This is a genomic window from Streptomyces sp. NPDC127084 (assembly GCF_042724175.1).
Lineage (GTDB): Bacteria > Actinomycetota > Actinomycetes > Streptomycetales > Streptomycetaceae > Streptomyces.
Genome location: NZ_JBHXFA010000005.1, coordinates 32,959 through 48,039 on the forward strand (window position 1 = coordinate 32,959; position 15,081 = coordinate 48,039).

Genomic DNA, 15,081 nt, shown 5'->3' on the forward strand with positions numbered 1-15,081 from the left:
CCCGCCCCGCGACTATTAGGCCACAACCCCCACAGGGGGGTGGGGGTGTGGCCAGGTAAACCCCCGGGGGGGCCCCGCGTGGGGTGGGCCCCGCTGGGCCATGGGGGTCAGGTCAAGTGCCGGTGCGGCACGTTGAGTTCAATGCGAGACCGTTCTGGGCGGTGTACTTCAGTGCAGTACCTTCAGGGCGCCCGGCTGGACCCTGGCCGTCACCGGGAGTGTGGCGTTGACCTCGCCGTCCGTTCCGTACGGGACAGGACGGTCGGCCTCGATGCGCACTTCCCGGCCGCGCACGATCTCGACCTCCGGCCGCTCCACATGGGCGCCCGTCTTCAGCTCGTTCATCATCGCGAAGAACAGGTGCCTTGGTGCGTGCCTGATGATCACGACATCCAGCAGGCCGTCGTCGATCCGTGCGCCCGGGGCGATATTGCGCCCCGATCCGTAGTAGCCCGAGTTGGCCGCGACCACGGTGTAGCCGCTGCGCTCGTACTCGGCACCGTCCACGGTGACCCGGAACGCGGCCGGCCGCCAGGTCGCCATGGCCCGCAGGCCGCCCGCGTAGTAGGAGGCGGCCCCGCGCAGCAGCTTGGCGGAGTTGGCGTGGAGGTTGGCGACCGCGTCGACCCCGGCATAGACACTGCCCAGCACGGACGTCCTGGTATGCACGGCCGACTCGACCTCGATCGTGTCGACCGGCCGGGGCGTGCCGTTCAGCAGCACACCGGCCAGCTCGGCCGGATCGGTGGGCAGCCCCAGCGCGCGGGCGAAGTCATTGCCGCGTCCCGCCGGTACGAGGCCGAGCACCGTGTCCGTGCCGCTCAGCGCCCCGCCCACGCAGCCGGCCATCCCGTCACCGCCCACGGCGAGCACCACACGACCCTGCTCACCGGCTTGGCGCGCGAGCTCCTGCGCGTGCTCCAGGCTCCGGCTGTACTGGGTGTCGAGCTCGGCACCCGCCTCCCGCAGCAGCCGGGCCACGACCAGCAGCCCGGCCGCTCCGCTGGAGCCTCCAGCGGTGGGATTGACGACGGCGGTGAACTGTCGCATGTGTGCGCCTTTCGGAAGGCCGGCCGGGTGAGGGGTCGGTGGCTCTGGCTGGTGGGTGGTGACGGGTGCCGGCGCGCTTCGGCGGGGCGGCGGGATCAGCGGCTCGGGATCAGCGGATCGGGATCAGGATGCCGGGGCTGAGCACGCCCGAGGGGTCGAGCTCCGCCTTGACGGCTTGCAGGACGCGTACCCCGACCGGGCCGATCTCGCGGGCGAACCAGTCGCGGTGGTCAGTGCCTACACCGTGGTGGTGGCTGATGGTGCCACCGGCCTCGACGATCGCGTCATTGGCGGCCTGCTTGACCGGCGCCCAGTGGGCGACCGGATCCTCGCCCTGTGCCGAGACCACGGTGAAGTACAGCGACGCGCCGTTCTCGTACACATGTGAGATGTGGCACATGACCAGCGGCGGCGTGCCCGCCTCTGTGAGCTTGGCGGTCAGGGCCTGGCGCACCGCGTCGTAGAGGACCGGCAGATTCGACCAGAACGTGGCCGTCTCCAGCGTCTCCGCGAACGCCCCGGCGTCCAGCAGTGAGTCCCGCAGGTAGGGGGCGTTGTAACGGCCGTGTGCCCAGCGCTCGCCCGGCTCCTCGCCCGCGAACTCGCCGCCGCAGGCCAGCAGCACCTTCCGTGCCTGCTCACGCCGCTCCGCGGTGTCCTCGGCGGTGCCCTCGTATCCGGCGATCGCCATGCATCCTGCGGCCGACGGATCGGCGCTGCCGATCTTGTCCGGCTGCGCCAGGCCGATGAAGGTCTCCGACTCGTCCGACAGGCGCAGCACGGTCGGCCGGGGGCCGTCCTGGGCGAGCTTGCGCAGCGCCGCCGCACCGGCCTCGAACGACGGGAAGCGCCAGCCCTCGTAGATACGGACCTGCGGCAGTGGGCGGATCCTGACCGTGACCGACGTGATGACACCCAGAGCGCCCTCGGAGCCGAGGACGAGCTGGCGCAGATCGGGTCCTGCGGCCGACCGGGGAGCACGGCCGGTGTCCAGGGTGCCCTCCGGGGTGGCCACGGTCAGGCCCAGTACCATCTCGTCGAAGCGGCCGTACCCGGCGGACGCCTGTCCGCTGGAGCGCGCCGCGGCGAACCCGCCGATGGAGGCCCACTCGTACGACTGCGGGAAGTGCCCCAGGGTGAAGCCCCGCTCGTTCAGCAGTGCTTCGGCCTGCGGCGCGCGCAGACCCACCTGGAGGGTTGCGGTACGGGAGACCTCGTCCAGGGCGGTCAGGCCGTCCAGCCGGCGCAGGTCCAGCGCGATGAACAGCCGCCCGCCCTGAGGAGCCAGACCGCCCACGACCGAGGTGCCCCCGCCGAAAGGCACGGCGGCCAGGTCGAGCTCGGCGCAGACGCGCAGCACGGCGAGCACCTCGTCGTGGTTGCCCGGCAACACGACCGCGGCCGGGATGTCGTCGGTCTCCCCGGCGCGGATGCGCAGCAGGTCCGGGGTCGACTTGCCGCGGGTGTGCCGGAGCCGGCTCTCGGCGTCGGTCCGCACGTTCTCGGCCCCGCCGACACGTTCGGCGAGCGTCCGGAGCGCCTTGTCTCCGAGCGGGGTTCCGGCGACCGGGATGTCGCCCAGCTCGGCGGGACCGCTCTCGCGGGGCACGACTCCGAGCAGGTCGCGCAGCAGGCCGGTCACCGATTCAGGCAGCGGGGCCGCCTTGGCCGGGTCTCCCCAGCCGCTCCACAACATGTCGGTCGACATCACTCGAGTCTTTCCTCACCGTCGGTTTCGCGGGGGCGCAGTGCCGCGAGGGCTGCCGGGCCGTGAACGAGTACTCCCGCCCGGCTGCGAGGCCCGGCGTATACCCGGACTCCGCGAGCCCCGCCCTTCGGACGGACTGCGCCAGTTCTCCCATACGGCCTGGGGCTCGGTCTCCCCTGGCCGCGGGCCCGGGGTCCCGGCGGGGGTGCGCTCGCGCGTCCCCTCCGGCTCACTCGCCCCTGCACTGCATTACACTGTGACAGATGACGCCCATTCGTCACAACCATGCGGACCAAGATGCCGTACTCGACGCGGCACGCGACTGCGTCCTGGCCGTCGGCGTGCGCCGCACCACGCTCACCGACGTCGCCCGTCGCGCCGGTGTCTCCCGGATGACGCTCTACCGTCGCTGGCCCGACGTGCGCTCGCTCGTCGGGGATCTGATGACCAGGGAATGGATCAGCGTCGCGGTGGCCGCCATGCCCGCGGCCGAGGAGGGGACCCCTACCCGGACCAGGCTTGTGGACGGCCTCGTGGCCGGAGTCGGCGCCTTCCGGGCCCATCCGCTGTTCCACAAGATCATCGACGTCGATCCCGAACTGCTCCTGCCGTACGTGCTCGACCGCCGGGGCGCCAGCCAGGAGGCGCTGCTCGGGCTGATCACGGCAGCCCTGGCGGAAGGCCACGCGGATGGGTCCGTCCGCACGGAGCACATCGACCTGCAAGCCCGTGCGCTGCTGCTCGTCGTCCAGTCCTTCACACTCTCGCTGCGCACGATGACCGACGAGGCCGACCCCCGCCTCACCGACGCGGCCTTCCTCGAAGAGCTGCGGACCCTTCTGGAGAGGATCCTCGCCCCATGAGCCGCCCCGCCGCCGCCCCGCACGCCACCACCGCTTCGTCCTCGTCGCTCACCGCGGCCCGCCGCGCCCGCGAACTCGCCCTGCTGGCCGAGGGCGGCCAGGTGGACGTGCTCGTCGTCGGACTCGGCGCCACCGGTGCCGGCGTCGCCCTCGACGCGGCCACGCGCGGCCTGAGTGTCGCCGCCATCGACGCCCATGACTTCGCCTTCGGCACCTCCAGGTGGAGCTCCAAGCTGATCCACGGCGGCCTGCGCTATCTGGCCACCGGCCAGCTCGACGTCGCACACGAGAGCGCCGTCGAGCGCGGCATCCTGATGGAACGCACCGCCCCGCACCTCGTTCGGGCTCAGCCGTTCGTCCTGCCGCTCACCCCGCTTGTCTCGCGCGGTCAGTCCGCCCTCGCCCAAGCCGGATTCCTCGCAGGTGACATGCTGCGGCTCGCCGCCCGCACCTCGCGGCGCACGCTCCCCGCCCCGCGCACGCTCTCCGCGGTCGAGACCCGGCACATGGCTCCCGCGCTGCGCCCCACCGGTCTGCGCGGCGGGCTGCTGTCCTGGGACGGCCAGCTCGCCGACGATGCCCGCCTCGTCACCGCGATCGCCCGGACCGCGGCGGCCCACGGCGCCCGTGTCCTCACCCGCACCCGCGCGCTCAAGCTGACCGGTAGCGGCGCCACCGTCCGCGATGAACTCACCGGTGAGACCATCGAGATCCGGGCCAGGGCCGTCATCAACGCGACCGGAGTCTGGGCCGGCGGCCTCGTCGGCGACATCCGGCTCCGCCCCTCCCGGGGCACTCACCTCGTGCTGCGCACCGAGTCCCTCGGCGGCCTCTCGGCGGGCCTGCACATCCCCATTCCCGGGGAGAGCAACCGCTTCGTCCTGGTCCTCCCGCAGGGCGACGGCCGGGTGTACGTCGGGCTGACCGACGAACCGGTGGACGGGGACATCCCGGACGTGCCCGAGGTGCCCGAGACGGACATCGGCTTCCTGCTCGACACGCTCGGCTCCGCGCTCGACATCCCACTCAGCCGAGACGACGTCGTCGGGGCCTTCGCCGGTCTGCGTCCCCTGCTCGACACCTCCGGAGCGGAAGAATCCGGCCGCACCGCCGACATCTCCCGCAAGCACGCCGTGCTCACCTCGGCCGAAGGCGTGGTCACCGTCGTCGGCGGAAAGCTCACCACGTACCGCCGCATGGCCCAGGACGCCGTGGACCGCGCCGTCGCCGCGCGAGGACTGACCGCCGGACCGTGCCGAACCGCCGACACGCCCCTCGTCGGCGCCGCCCGCCCCGGCAACCTGGCGACGCTCAGCGCACCCCGGCGCCTGGTCCGCCGCTACGGCACGGAGGCGCCCGCCATCCACGCTCTGGCCCTCGCAGACTCCGAGCTGGCTCGGCCCGTCCTTCCGGGCAACCCGACCACCCGGGCGGAACTGTTCTGGGCGGTACGGCACGAGGGCGCCCTCGACGAAGCCGACCTGCTCGACCGGCGCACCCGTATCGGCCTCGTACCCGAGGACCGGGAAGAGGCGCTCACCGCGGCACGGAACGCCCTGGCCCAGGGGACGGCGGCCGTGGACCCGGCCAAGTCCTGAAGCCTGCCGGGCGGCAGCCCGGCGGCACCCGCATCGGCACCCCGCCGCGCGGCCACACGGAGGCGGGACGCCGACGCGGTCCGGCGGTGGCGGACGCCCGCGATCACGCCGGGCGCCGCCGCGGCCCGCCGGATAGAATTCGCTCATGTTGGAGCGGCCTGCCGCGCCGGCACGGTCCGCGCCGGAACGGGACGACGAGCGCCCAGGGGCCCGCTGATGGATCCGGCGCCGGGCGAGGCGAACCCGTACGCCGGACGGCCCTCCGGCCTGATCGGCGAGCAGATAGCGGGCTACCGCGTGGAACGTGAGATCGGACGCGGCGGCATGGCCGTCGTGTACCGGGCACGGGACCTGCGCCTGGACCGCACGGTGGCCCTCAAACTGCTCGCTCCCGAGCTCGCCCGCAACGACACCTTCCGGCGCCGATTCACCCATGAGTCGCGCGTGGCCGCCGCGATCGACCACCCCCATATCGTGCCGATCTTCGAGGCGGGCGAGACCGAGGGCATCCTGTACATCGCCATGCGCTATGTGTCCGGTCTCGACCTGCGCGCCCTGCTCGACCGCGACGGACCGCTGCCCACGGCCACCGCCATCCGCATCACCGCGCAGGTGGCGTCGGCGCTCGACGCGGCGCACGAGCACGACCTGGTCCACCGGGACGTCAAGCCCGGCAACATCCTGGTCGCCAGGGGCACCGACAGCGATCACCCCGAGCATGTCTATCTCACCGACTTCGGACTGACGAAGAAGTCGCTGTCGCTCACCGGGTTCACCACCGTCGGCGAGTTCGTCGGCACCCTCGACTATGTGGCACCGGAACAGATCTCCGGCCGTCCGGTGGACGCTCGTTGCGACCTCTACAGCCTTGCCTGTGTCGTGTACGAGACCCTCACCGGTAAGCCGCCCTTCCAACGCGACGAGGACATCGCGCTGCTCTGGGCGCACCAGTACGACCAACCGCCTCTCCTGAGCGAGCGACGGCCCGGCAGCGAGCCCGGACTCGACGGTGTGCTCGCGAAGGCACTCGCGAAGGTGCCGGACGACCGCTTCGACTCCTGTCTGGAGTTCGTCGCGGCCATGCGCGCCGGCACGCTGGGCGGGGGCGGTGCCGGTGCTCACCCTCCGACACGGGTGGACACCCTGGTCGCCGCGTCCGCGGGGTATCCGGGTCCGCCTCCGGATCCGCCGGACTGGGCCAAGCCGGTGTTCCGCCAGGGTGGGGCGGAAGCCGCTAACGGCTGACGCGCACCGCCCGCGCGAGCCCGGGCACCCTGACGTGCCCTCACGCCCTGGCGGGGAGAGCCTGTTCGGTCCAGATGGTCTTGCCGGTCGGTGTGTGGCGAGTGCCCCAGCGATGGGCGAGCTGGGCGATGAGGAGCAGCCCGCGGCCTCCTTCGTCGTAGGTGCGCGCGCGGCGCAGATGCGGGCTGGTGTTGCTGGTGTCGGAGACCTCGGTGGTCAGGGTGTTGTCGTGGCGGAGGAGGCGGAGCTCGATGGGCGGAGTGCCGTAGCGGATGGCGTTGGTGACCAGCTCGCTGACGATGAGTTCGGTGACGTACGTGGTGTCCGGGATCTGCCACCTGATGAGTTGGTCGGCGGCGTGGTGCCGGGCCTGGGCGACGATCGCGGGGTCGTCGGGGAGTGTCCAGCCGGCGATCTGCCCGGTACCGAGGGTGCGGGTGCGGGCCAGTAGGAGAGCGATGTCATCGCTCGGCGGCCGGGTGAGAAGAGTGGTGAGGAGACGGTCGGCGAGGGTGTCGAGTGTGGAGGCCGGGCGGGCCAGGGTCGTGAACATCGTGTCGAGCGTCTCGTCGATGTCATGGTGGTGGGGCTGGAGAAGCCCGTTCGTGAACAGGGTGAGCACGGTGCCTTCGGGCAGCTCGATGTCGACGGTCTCGAACGGCAGGCCCCCGAGGCCGAGCGGCGGACCGGCCGGGACATCGAGGAAGTACACCGCGCTGTCCGGTGTGACGATGGCGGGCGGGGGATGTCCCGCCCGAGCGAGGATGCAGTGGCGGCTGGTGGGGTCGTAGATGGCGTAGAGGCAGGTGGTGCCGACGCCGGATTCGGTCTCTGGGGCGTCGTGGCTCGGCGTGTCGTCCGTGGTCAGATGGATGACAAGGTCATCGAGATGGGTGAGCAGTTCGTCGGGGGGCAGGTCGACGTCGGCGAGGGTGCGCACCGCGGTGCGCAGCCGGCCCATGGTCGCGGAGGCACGGATGCCGTGGCCGGCGACATCGCCGACGACCAGTGCGACTCGTGCGCCGGACAGTGGGATGACGTCGAACCAGTCGCCGCCCACACCGGTGTCACCTCCGGCGGGGAGGTAGCGGCTGGTGATGTCGAGCGCGGCCTGGTGGGGGAGCGTGTGAGGGAGCAGGCTGCGCTGGAGCGTCATCGTGGTGGTGCGTTCGCGGCTGGTGCCGATGCGCGCCGCTTCGGCGAGGAGCAGCTCGCGCTGAGTCGCGGAATCGTGCCGGGTGGTGTCGGCGATGCGGTGCACCACGAGGCAAGCACCGCGGACCTGCCGGTCGGAGTCGCACAGGGGGATCGCTGTCGCGGGCTGCCCGGATGTGAGCGGCAGCCGGGTCTCCTGGCGCTCTCCGGTGCCGAGCGCCCTGCGCAGCGCCGCCTCGGCCGCTTCTCCCATCGGTCCGGGGACGATCTCCGCCAGGAGCAGCCCCGGGGCCGGGGCCTCGGCGAGACCGAGTTCTTCCGCCATACCGGGGTTGGCCCGGACCAGCCGCAGGGCACCGTCGAAGACGGCCAAGGCGCAGGGATGCTGGGTGAACGCCCATTCACGCAGTTGTTCGTCCAGCGGCTCGCAACCGGGGCGGTCGTCCGGGGCGCCCGGCCGTGCTGCGGAAGGGGAAGGGGTAGGAGGCTGCTCCATCGCGGTCATCTCGCCGTCGCTTGTCCGTGTGCGCGCTTTCGCGCGGAGTCCTGCGCAGGCCAGGGCGCTACTGACCAGCATGATCCTGCGGCGCGCGGAGCACCAGCGGCGGGCGGAGGTCCGGGCCCGGCAGCACAAAGCGCAAACCAAAGGTTTGCGCTTTCCAAATGAAAGTGCTTACCTTCTGTTAGGCGCCGCTGTCGGGTGGCGCCGCTCGCACCCGCATGTCATCACTCGTTACGAGGAGCACTCACGTGACTACCCCTGTTGTCTCGATCGCCTATCACTCCGGCTACGGGCACACCGCCGTCATCGCCAGGGCCGTGGCCGCGGGCGCGGCCCGCGGTGGCGCCGAGGTTCATCTGGTGAAGGTCGACGAGATCACCGAAGCCGGATGGGAGCTGCTGGACCGCTCCGATGCGGTCGTCTTCGGCTCACCCACCTACATGGGTACCGCGTCAGGCGCCTTCCACGCCTTCGCCGAAGCCACGTCGAAGCGCTGGTTCACCGATGCCTGGCAGGGCAAGTTGGCGGCCGGTTTCACCAACTCCGGTTCCAAGAGCGGAGACAAGCTGCACACCCTGCAGTACTTCCAGATCCTCGCCGCCCAGCACGGTATGCACTGGGTCGGTCTTGGCCTCAAGCCCGGCTGGAACTCCAGCACCGGCTCCGAGAACGACCTCAACCGCCTCGGGATCTTTCTCGGTGCGGGCGCCCAGACCAACGCGGACGAGGGTCCCGAAGCCGTCCACACGGCTGATGTCGCCACTGCCGAACACCTCGGTCACCGTGTCGCCGAGACGGCACGGGTCTTCGTGGCCGGTCGCGTCGCGGTCGCCTGATACCTCACAACATTTGACTGACTTGTGTTCGATGCTGGAACGCAACTGACCGGTATCCGAACAAACTTGATGGCTCATCAACCACCTGCTTCCTGGCGGCCGGCAAGCCACGCGACCTGCGCGCACAGCCCGAGGAAGACAGGAAGACCCGCTGTCGCCGTGGAATCCACAGCGGCAGCGGGTCGGTTCCCGCGACGCGAACGCGGCACGTGTCAGTGGTCGGCCGCTTCGTACAGTCCGCGCCCCGCGCGGTGGACGCGGGAGGTGGCGACGAGGCGGTCCAGGGTGCTGCGGACGGTGTTGATGTTGCCGGCGCTGTCGGCGCGGCCGATCTCCTGTGCCACGTCACGAGCGCGCAGCGCCGTTCCGGCCCTGCGGCCGAGAACGGCCAGTACCTGGTCGGTGAGTCCGCTGCCGTCCACGGCGGCGCGCTGCACCGAGGGCTCCGGAGCCGACGCTCCGTTGGACTTCGACGCCTTGGCGGCTACCGGCTTCCTGGAGGGGCGGCGCCCGTCCGTCTGCTTGGCTACCGCCTTGGCCGTGACGCGCTTCGCCGTACCGGCGGTGGCCTTGCGGGGCTTGCGGGCCGACTTGGTCCCACTCGGCTCGGTGGCGGCCTCCCGCGCGACCGCGGGCGCGGACTCCGCCGCCTGGCCCCCCTGCTCCACCACCGTGCCCGGGTCCGGCTTCTGCGAACGCTGCCCCGCGGCAGGGGTGATGTTCTCGTCGGCGGTGGTGCGAGGACGGGGAAGGTTGGTGGCCGACAGGACGCTCAGCGCCGTCAGTGCGCCGCGCACTGATTCCAGCCGCTCGGAGACCACTGCAAGCTCCGCCTGCAACACCTCCTGCTGCTTCTCCAGTTGAGGAAGCTCTGCCCGGAGCAGTGCTGTGGTCGCTTCGACGCTGCCGGTTGCGGTGACTTCTGCTGTCATTGGTGCGCTCCAGAGAAGTGAGAAAGCGCCTTGGGACGTGACCGCGTGGTTTCGGGGTGCGACCGTTGCCATGACGGTGGCACGTGCACGTGTGACTGTCACAAGTCGCCGCTCAGTTGTGTTGCCTTCGCCCTACGGGACGAGAGCGACACCGTACCACCGCGGACCGCATACTGAGGCGGCCGGAACCGCATCGCGAAAACGAGTGAGCGGTACGCGGGGCCTGGCAAGTGCGCCCAGGACGCCGGCGCTGCTCACACCTGTCGCAGGGCGCCCCCGTCAACGCCCCATTCGGATCCGGTGACTTGGCAGGCCAGTGGCGAGAGCAGATAGGCCACGACCGGAGCGACATCGTCCGGGCTTCCGATCCGCCCCGACGGCAGTCGGCGCACCTCACGGATGAAGTGGTCGACCGCTTCGTCTGCGGGCAGTCCGAACCGCTCGCCGAGCTGCTCGGCGAAACCGCCGGGCGCGTCGAACAGAGCGGTCCGGGTGGGCCCGGGCAGCACGACGTTCGAACGCACGCCCCGCGGCCCGAACTCACCGGCAAGAGACTTGGACACCGACAGAAGGGCGGTCTTCGCCGCCGCGTAGTCCGCGATGGCGGGTTCGGGGAGGCGGGCGGCCTCGCTCGCGACATGCACAAGGGAAGCGGCGTCGGACTGCATGAGAACGGGCAGAGCAGCCCGGGTCATCCGCACGGCCGAGTGGAAGTTGGTTTCGAACGCCGCCCCCCAGTCCTTGTCGGCGATGTCGAGGAATCCCTGGTGGGACCGCACCGCTCCGACGTTGTTGACCAGTCCGTCCAGCCGTCCGTGCCGCTCGACGACCTGCCTGACGACGTACTCCGCGGTCTCCGGCTCCGCCAGATCCGCGGTGATGGTGCTGCCCCGCCCACCGGGGGTGTCGATCGTCCATGGCTTGCGGGCGACACCGACGACCTTGGCCCCTTCGGCGGCCAGCAGTTTGGCGACTGCGGCACCGATCCCCGAGGAGGCGCCGGTGATGAGATACACGCGGTCTTCGATACGCAGATCCATCGGGGTTCCTCGAAAAGGGTGGCGATGGGCAGCGGTGCCTCCCGGCTGACGGGCCAGGTCACCCATCGGTGGGCAGCGGAGCGGAGGTGTCAGGCTACCGGCCTCCTCCGCCGCCGTCGGCGGTGTGAACGAGGCGACGCGGAGGCTTCGCGAAAAGTCACCCGAACGCGGCGGGGCGGGTGGCATCGGAGGCGAGAGAAACTGGCAACACGTCACAGACCCACTTCCACTGGTAGATTCAAGGCGATTTCGGCTATGACGGACGTTGAATGACGGGTGCGGAGCGGTTCGAGGTTGTCACGCTTCCCGTCCGTCTCGATGCGTGTACCTGTACGAATCAAGGTCGGGAGTGGGTCATGCGGAGGTTGTGGGCAGCGGGCGTGGGTCTTGTCGTGGCGGCTGCGGGAGTGATGAGCGGTGCGGGCCCGGCCGGCTCCGCTCCACACCGGGCGCCGGTCGCGGCTGCCGGGTGCTCGACCGTCTGGGGGAGTGGCGCCAAGTCCGCCGAGTCCGCCGAGGACGCCGTAGGGAAGTCGCTGAAGAACATCAGGACGAGTCGGGAGCGGTGCTACGACCGCATGGTCTTCGAGGTCGGCGGGGCCGCACCGCGGCTCGGCTACCGGGTGGGATACGTGGACGCCTTCCGCCGGGACGGTTCCGGAGACGCGATGCGCGTTGCCGGAGGCGCCATCCTGCAGATCTTCGTCTCGGCACCCAGCTGCGATCCGAACACCCTGCGGCAGACCTACGCGGGCCGGGCGGGGAAGCCACTGCCGGGCGTGGACGTCACCGGGTACAAGACCTTCAGGGACGCCAGGTTCGGATCGAGTTTCGAAGGCCAGACGCAGGTCGGGCTCGGTGTGCGGGCCAGGCTCCCCTTCAGGGTGACGCAGTCGCGCGGCAAGCTCATCGTGGACGTGGCCCACACCTGGTGAGCCGAGCGGCCGCGAATCCTGCCAGGCCCCGGCGGACCCGGCGCGGGCTCCGGGCGGCCGACTACGCCCCTTCCGTCTTCCGCGGCACGCACCGCCACGCGAGTCCCGCGGCGGTCAGATAGGCCAGCGCTCCCACGGCCATGCTGGTGCGCAGCCCCGAGCCGTAGTCCGATGCGGTGATGAGCAACGTGCCGCCCAGCGCCACACCCGTGGCGCTGCCGATCTGCCGCGTCGTGTTGAACAGGGCGGATGCGGTCCCCGAGTATTCCGTCGGCGCCGCACCCATCACCGTGGCGGTCGAGCCGGTGAGGGCGAAGGAGGTACCGAAGCCCGCGGCCATCATCGGTGCAACAAGCAACGGATAGGCGGGGTCGTCTCCCGCGGCGGCCCAGCCCGCCAGTCCCAGGGCGGCCAGGAGCATCCCGGAGACCACCAGGGGGCGGTGGCCCGTGCGACGGCTCAACCGTCCCGACAGTACGGAGGCGAACATCGTCATCGCCACCGCCGGGAACAGCGCCGCTCCGGCGCCGATGGCGCTGTACCCACGCTGGTGCTGGAATTCCAGGCTCGCGGTGAAGATCATGCCGTAGAAGGCGAAGTTGAACAGCAAGCCGATGGCGGCCCCCCCGCTCATCGCGCGCGAGCACAGCAGGTTCAGGGGCAGCGCGGGTGACCGGGCGAGCCGCTCGCGTACCGCGAACGCCGCGGTGGCCAGCACTGTCAGCCCGGCCCCGGCGAGCACGACCGGATCGGACCAGCCACGCCGTCCGGCCTCGTTGAGTGTCGCGGTCAGGGCTGCCACCGCCGTCACGACCGCTGCCTGAGCCGGCCAGTCCAGGGCTCGCGCGGGGTGCCGGGGCGAGCGCGAGACAAGACGCAGCGTCAGCGCGATACAGACGATCCCGACGGGCACGTTGATGAAGAACACCCATCGCCAGCCCACGGTGGACACGATGAGTCCACCCAGCAACGGCCCGGCGGAGGCTGCGATGCCCGCCAGCGACCCCCAGAGCCCGAAGGCGCGGGCGCGGGTGACCGTGTCCGGGTAGGCCTGTGGGAGCAATGCCAGCGATCCGGGCACGATCAGCGCGGCGCCGAGCCCTTCCAGTAGCCGGGCGGCGACCAGGGCCTGCGTGTTCTGCGCGAGTGCGCACGCCGCGGATGACGCGATGAAGACCCCCACGCCGATACAGAAGATCCGGCGATTGCCCAGCCTGTCGCCCAGCGCGCCACCGGTCAGCAGCAGCCCCGCGAACACCATCGTGTACCCGTCGGTTATCCACTGGATCGCGGTGAGCGAGGCCGACAGGTCCCGGCCGATGACCGGCACGGCGACATTGATGATCGTCACATCCAAGATCACCATGAAGTATCCGGCGCATACGGCCAGCAGCGGTCCCCATGACTGCTTCCCGGGTACCTGGGCCGGCTCGGGCGGCACGTCCTCAGCTCCATCCGCGTACGGAGATCGCTACCTGAAGCCACGATAGGTGAAAAGCGCACTGCCGGCGATTTGTCAAGTCCCGAGTTTCAGCGGCATGACGGGGGTTCGTATCCGGGGGTTAATTGAGTCATGAGTTCACGTGAATCACGTGGACATTCTCATCCCGAGAAGGAGAATCACCATGGCTCGCACTTCCCGCACCCGGCGTCTTGTCGTTCTGAGTGCCTCGACTGCTTTGGCCGCGGGAGGCGTGCTGCTGCCCACGAGCGCTTTCGCGGCCACGGATTCGCCCCACACGGCGGTCACCGCCAAAGCGGCCCCTCAAGGTGACCATTGGCGCCATGGAAAGCACGGTAACAAGCGTGGTGGCGGTGGAAACCAGGGTATCGGGCGGGGGAACGTCGTCATCATTATCGGAAACGGCAATACCGTGCCTATCAACAATGGCACTGTCAACAATCGCTGAATAGCAAATCTCAAGGAGGAAAAACCATGTCTCGCAATATCCACACCCATGACATTTCCCGCCCCAAGCGTCCGCGCTTCCGCGTCGTGGCGGTGCTCGCCTCGGCCACGATGATCGGCGGGGCGGCCCTCTTTCCGGCCACTGCCATGGCTGCCCCGAAGCCCGCCGCGCCGGTTGTGAGCCTCGCCGACCATCACCCCGAGGTGAGGGCCGGTACGGGTGGTCCGGGCGGTACCGGGATCTTCGGTGGTACGGGTGGTCCGGGCGGTACCGGGATCTTCGGTGGTACGGGTGGTCCGGGCGGTACCGGGATCTTCGGTGGTACGGGCGGTCCCGGCGGCACTGGGATCTTCGGCGGCAAGGGTGGCCCGGGCGGCGACGGGATCTTCGGCGGCAAGGGTGGCCCGGGCGGCGACGGGATCTTCGGCGGCACCGGCGGTCCCGGCGGCACTGGGATCTTCGGCGGCACCGGTGGCCCAGGCGGCGTCGGGATCTTCTGATCCCCGCCATCCGATGGCCCGGACCGGCCCCGGTCGGCCGGGCCGTGCCGGCCACGAGGAGGCCCCGGCAGGCCGGGGCATCCTCGCACCCAGCGTGTGAGAACAGAACCCCGATTCACGAAATGGAGTCCCCATGTCCAGAAGCCTGTGGCTGCGTCCTGCGATACTCGCGGCGACCGCGGCGGCCCTCACCCTCGGCAGCGCATGCGCCGCGACCCCATCGCACAGCGCACCCACACCACCACCTCCCGCGGGTCGCGGCGACCAAGCGGCTCAGGGCTCGGACGGCAGCCGGGGCGGTCTGCTCGGTCGGCCGGGCGAGCCCGGGGAGCCAGGCGTCGGCTGGCGGGGCGGTGACGGCGGTCGCGGTGGCGACGGGTTCTTCGGCGGTACGGGAGGCCGGGGCGGTGACGGCGGCGACGGCGCGAGGGGCGCCGACAGCCGCGGTTGCCTGCGGCTGAGCGAACTGCCGGACAAGCCGAAGGAGAAACTCACGGTCGGGGACAAAGTGCGGATCGTGATGGTGGTCCTGTATGGGGACGCCACCAGCGCCGAGGTCGCGAGGAAGTACAAACTCCCGGAGAAGGACGTCGGCGCCTGGAAGGAGCAGTTCCTCGACGGCGACTGGTTCGCCCTGACCGGGGTGGGACCGCCCTTCCCCTCGTGACGCGCGACATGGTCCGCGAGCCGCGGAGCCCCACGAAGCGGCTGGTCGTCCTCAGCGGCGACCCCCCTGAGCCGCTGTGGGGGGGGGCGCGGCGGGGGTCGGGCGCGGGGGCGCGCGCGCGCGCGCGCGGCCCACCCCGC

14 protein-coding genes are annotated in these 15,081 nt (G+C 70.8%); 8 read left to right on the forward strand and 6 right to left on the reverse strand.

Features of this window, described 5'->3' with window-relative positions; genetic code table 11:
• Positions 1–168: 168 nt before the first annotated feature.
• Both ACFWI9_RS02475 and ACFWI9_RS02480 read right to left on the reverse strand, forming a co-directional pair.
• Positions 169–1,050 carry a diacylglycerol/lipid kinase family protein gene (locus tag ACFWI9_RS02475; RefSeq protein WP_387158493.1) on the reverse strand — a complete coding sequence of 294 codons (882 nt, stop codon included), beginning with the start codon at positions 1,048–1,050 and terminating at the stop codon, positions 169–171.
• A gap of 109 nt (positions 1,051–1,159) precedes the next feature.
• The gene (locus tag ACFWI9_RS02480) at positions 1,160–2,758 is read right to left on the reverse strand and encodes an FAD-binding oxidoreductase (protein ID WP_387158495.1); all 1,599 of its coding nucleotides are present in this window, start codon (positions 2,756–2,758) and stop codon (positions 1,160–1,162) included.
• Between the two features lie 263 nt (positions 2,759–3,021).
• Between ACFWI9_RS02480 and ACFWI9_RS02485 the strand changes: the two genes are divergently transcribed.
• The 3 genes from ACFWI9_RS02485 to ACFWI9_RS02495 all read left to right on the forward strand — a co-directional run bounded on the left by ACFWI9_RS02485 (position 3,022) and on the right by ACFWI9_RS02495 (position 6,464).
• Positions 3,022–3,621: a TetR/AcrR family transcriptional regulator gene (locus ACFWI9_RS02485; RefSeq protein ID WP_387158497.1), complete on the forward strand. Its 600-nt coding sequence runs from the start codon at positions 3,022–3,024 to the stop codon at positions 3,619–3,621.
• Positions 3,618–5,219, forward strand: coding sequence for a glycerol-3-phosphate dehydrogenase/oxidase (locus ACFWI9_RS02490; protein ID WP_387158499.1), 1,602 nt, complete (start codon positions 3,618–3,620; stop codon positions 5,217–5,219). Before ACFWI9_RS02485 ends, ACFWI9_RS02490 begins: the two co-directional genes overlap by 4 nt.
• A gap of 216 nt (positions 5,220–5,435) precedes the next feature.
• Entirely contained in the window at positions 5,436–6,464 is a 1,029-nt protein-coding gene (locus tag ACFWI9_RS02495; protein ID WP_387158501.1) for a serine/threonine-protein kinase, read from the forward strand.
• A gap of 40 nt (positions 6,465–6,504) precedes the next feature.
• On the opposite strand, the gene ACFWI9_RS02500 is transcribed toward ACFWI9_RS02495, so the two are convergent.
• Complete coding sequence (locus tag ACFWI9_RS02500; protein ID WP_387158503.1) at positions 6,505–8,115, reverse strand: SpoIIE family protein phosphatase; 1,611 nt, start codon at positions 8,113–8,115, stop codon at positions 6,505–6,507.
• A gap of 254 nt (positions 8,116–8,369) precedes the next feature.
• On the opposite strand from ACFWI9_RS02500, the gene ACFWI9_RS02505 reads away from it, so the two are divergent.
• Positions 8,370–8,957 (forward strand): flavodoxin family protein, encoded by a 588-nt coding sequence (locus tag ACFWI9_RS02505; RefSeq protein WP_387158505.1) that lies wholly within the window; start codon positions 8,370–8,372, stop codon positions 8,955–8,957.
• 212 nt (positions 8,958–9,169) lie between these two features.
• On the opposite strand, the gene ACFWI9_RS02510 is transcribed toward ACFWI9_RS02505, so the two are convergent.
• Complete coding sequence (locus ACFWI9_RS02510) at positions 9,170–9,889, reverse strand: hypothetical protein (RefSeq protein WP_387158507.1); 720 nt, start codon at positions 9,887–9,889, stop codon at positions 9,170–9,172.
• Positions 9,890–10,143: 254 nt separating this feature from the next.
• On the reverse strand, positions 10,144–10,929 hold the full coding sequence (locus tag ACFWI9_RS02515) for an SDR family NAD(P)-dependent oxidoreductase (RefSeq protein WP_387158508.1): 786 nt from the start codon (positions 10,927–10,929) through the stop codon (positions 10,144–10,146).
• Positions 10,930–11,285: 356 nt separating this feature from the next.
• Between ACFWI9_RS02515 and ACFWI9_RS02520 the strand changes: the two genes are divergently transcribed.
• Positions 11,286–11,864 carry a hypothetical protein gene (locus tag ACFWI9_RS02520; protein WP_387158511.1) on the forward strand — a complete coding sequence of 193 codons (579 nt, stop codon included), beginning with the start codon at positions 11,286–11,288 and terminating at the stop codon, positions 11,862–11,864.
• 61 nt (positions 11,865–11,925) lie between these two features.
• Here ACFWI9_RS02520 and ACFWI9_RS02525 read toward each other — a convergent pair whose 3' ends face one another.
• Positions 11,926–13,230 (reverse strand): MFS transporter, encoded by a 1,305-nt coding sequence (locus tag ACFWI9_RS02525; RefSeq protein WP_387158562.1) that lies wholly within the window; start codon positions 13,228–13,230, stop codon positions 11,926–11,928.
• Between the two features lie 259 nt (positions 13,231–13,489).
• On the opposite strand from ACFWI9_RS02525, the gene ACFWI9_RS02530 reads away from it, so the two are divergent.
• The 3 genes from ACFWI9_RS02530 to ACFWI9_RS02540 all read left to right on the forward strand — a co-directional run bounded on the left by ACFWI9_RS02530 (position 13,490) and on the right by ACFWI9_RS02540 (position 14,941).
• A complete protein-coding gene (locus tag ACFWI9_RS02530; RefSeq protein WP_387158513.1) occupies positions 13,490–13,774 on the forward strand; it encodes a hypothetical protein in 285 nt (94 codons plus the stop codon).
• A 26-nt stretch (positions 13,775–13,800) separates the two neighbouring features.
• Entirely contained in the window at positions 13,801–14,274 is a 474-nt protein-coding gene (locus ACFWI9_RS02535) for a hypothetical protein (protein ID WP_387158514.1), read from the forward strand.
• Between the two features lie 133 nt (positions 14,275–14,407).
• The gene (locus tag ACFWI9_RS02540) at positions 14,408–14,941 is read left to right on the forward strand and encodes a hypothetical protein (protein ID WP_387158515.1); all 534 of its coding nucleotides are present in this window, start codon (positions 14,408–14,410) and stop codon (positions 14,939–14,941) included.
• Positions 14,942–15,081: the final 140 nt, after the last annotated feature.

What these genes read in the sequence shown, in the direction of transcription:
- ACFWI9_RS02475 (WP_387158493.1), bottom strand. Translation starts at nt 1,050, where the DNA reads ATGCGACAGTTCACCGCCGTCGTCAATCCCACCGCTGGAGGCTCCAGC.
- ACFWI9_RS02480 (WP_387158495.1), bottom strand. Translation starts at nt 2,758, where the DNA reads ATGTCGACCGACATGTTGTGGAGCGGCTGGGGAGACCCGGCCAAGGCG.
- ACFWI9_RS02485 (WP_387158497.1), top strand. Translation starts at nt 3,022, where the DNA reads ATGACGCCCATTCGTCACAACCATGCGGACCAAGATGCCGTACTCGAC.
- ACFWI9_RS02490 (WP_387158499.1), top strand. Translation starts at nt 3,618, where the DNA reads ATGAGCCGCCCCGCCGCCGCCCCGCACGCCACCACCGCTTCGTCCTCG.
- ACFWI9_RS02495 (WP_387158501.1), top strand. Translation starts at nt 5,436, where the DNA reads ATGGATCCGGCGCCGGGCGAGGCGAACCCGTACGCCGGACGGCCCTCC.
- ACFWI9_RS02500 (WP_387158503.1), bottom strand. Translation starts at nt 8,115, where the DNA reads ATGGAGCAGCCTCCTACCCCTTCCCCTTCCGCAGCACGGCCGGGCGCC.
- ACFWI9_RS02510 (WP_387158507.1), bottom strand. Translation starts at nt 9,889, where the DNA reads ATGACAGCAGAAGTCACCGCAACCGGCAGCGTCGAAGCGACCACAGCA.
- ACFWI9_RS02515 (WP_387158508.1), bottom strand. Translation starts at nt 10,929, where the DNA reads ATGGATCTGCGTATCGAAGACCGCGTGTATCTCATCACCGGCGCCTCC.
- ACFWI9_RS02520 (WP_387158511.1), top strand. Translation starts at nt 11,286, where the DNA reads ATGCGGAGGTTGTGGGCAGCGGGCGTGGGTCTTGTCGTGGCGGCTGCG.
- ACFWI9_RS02525 (WP_387158562.1), bottom strand. Translation starts at nt 13,230, where the DNA reads ATGGTGATCTTGGATGTGACGATCATCAATGTCGCCGTGCCGGTCATC.
- ACFWI9_RS02530 (WP_387158513.1), top strand. Translation starts at nt 13,490, where the DNA reads ATGGCTCGCACTTCCCGCACCCGGCGTCTTGTCGTTCTGAGTGCCTCG.
- ACFWI9_RS02535 (WP_387158514.1), top strand. Translation starts at nt 13,801, where the DNA reads ATGTCTCGCAATATCCACACCCATGACATTTCCCGCCCCAAGCGTCCG.
- ACFWI9_RS02540 (WP_387158515.1), top strand. Translation starts at nt 14,408, where the DNA reads ATGTCCAGAAGCCTGTGGCTGCGTCCTGCGATACTCGCGGCGACCGCG.